The organism is Bartonella sp. AC158YNML (genome assembly GCF_042196725.1).
Classification (GTDB): Bacteria; Pseudomonadota; Alphaproteobacteria; order Rhizobiales; family Rhizobiaceae; genus Bartonella.
In genome coordinates, this window is sequence record NZ_JBHIQU010000068.1 from 1 (window position 1) to 1,151 (window position 1,151).

Here is a 1,151-nt window from a genome sequence, read left to right on the forward strand (position 1 = left end):
ATTCGTATTTTTGAGACATAGAGATACCCTCACATAATAGATATGTGTTAAACGGTTAGGAAAATTTGATTGGAAAGCAGGCGCCCCCGCTGCGCCCATGCTTTATTTAAGCAGCTTCATTTATGGTTTTGTTATTATTCCCAATATCATCATAAATTTTTTGTTTGCCATCAACTATAGCATTGCCAAAGATTTTTACTAAGTAACAAACATATACATTGTCAGAAACGACGGCATTATCGTAAACATGAGCAGCCCAATCAATACGAGCAGAGCCTAATATTTTTGCATTGCCATAAACAAAGCCCCTTACATAAGCATTATCAGCAATTTTCGCATTGTCAGAGATTTTTGCATCAAAAATGATATTAGCTTTATTACAAACAAAGGCATTGTCATAAACTTGACCACGAACGATAGCATTGTCATTAATTTTTGCATTGCCATAAACATGAGCATTTGCACCGAAAACCCATGCATTATCATTAACAACGGCATTGCCATAAACTTTAGCATTTCTATTAATACAAGCATTATCATGTATTTTTGCATTGTCAGAAACGACAGCTTCCCAAAAAACGGTAGCATTATCATAGACCCAGCAATTGCCATCATGTGATAAATTACTTTCACCTTGTATAAACCCGCCTAACTCACCTTTTTTGACGTCTCCAAAATCTCTTAAAGCTCTAATTCTATGAAGGGTTTTAAAGCCAACCTCTATTGTTTCACCTGTAAATTCGTATTTTTTTGCAGGCTCTTGTTTATTAACAGATGCAGTTTCATTTGAAATGTTAGAGAGAAGGGGGGGGTTTTTGATATATTTGTCATAATTAAAACCTTGTAGAAATACTCGTTTTGAAATTGACACCCTTATAAGAGCATCGGGCGCTCAAAACACGGCTACAAGTCCGTTGCTATGCTTTTCCCTCGCGAAGGATATTGTATGGCATAGCTACACCCGACAAAATCATCATATATGCTAACAAAAGCATAAAAGATAGTCAGTTTTTATAACAGGATTAGGTTTATCGTAACCTATTCGCTTGTAGTTTAGTGTTTTGATCACTTGAGTATTTATATAACAAAATACGTATTTATTGTCAAATAATATTTTATCTTTTTTGATATTTTTTGTATTTTTTAAATTG

At 34.1% G+C, this 1,151-nt stretch carries 1 protein-coding gene; it reads right to left on the minus strand.

Annotated features, from left to right (window positions below):
* Positions 1-106 precede the first annotated feature (106 nt).
* Entirely contained in the window at positions 107-871 is a 765-nt protein-coding gene (locus tag ACFIM1_RS09260; protein WP_375609827.1) for a hypothetical protein, read from the minus strand.
* Positions 872-1,151: the final 280 nt, after the last annotated feature.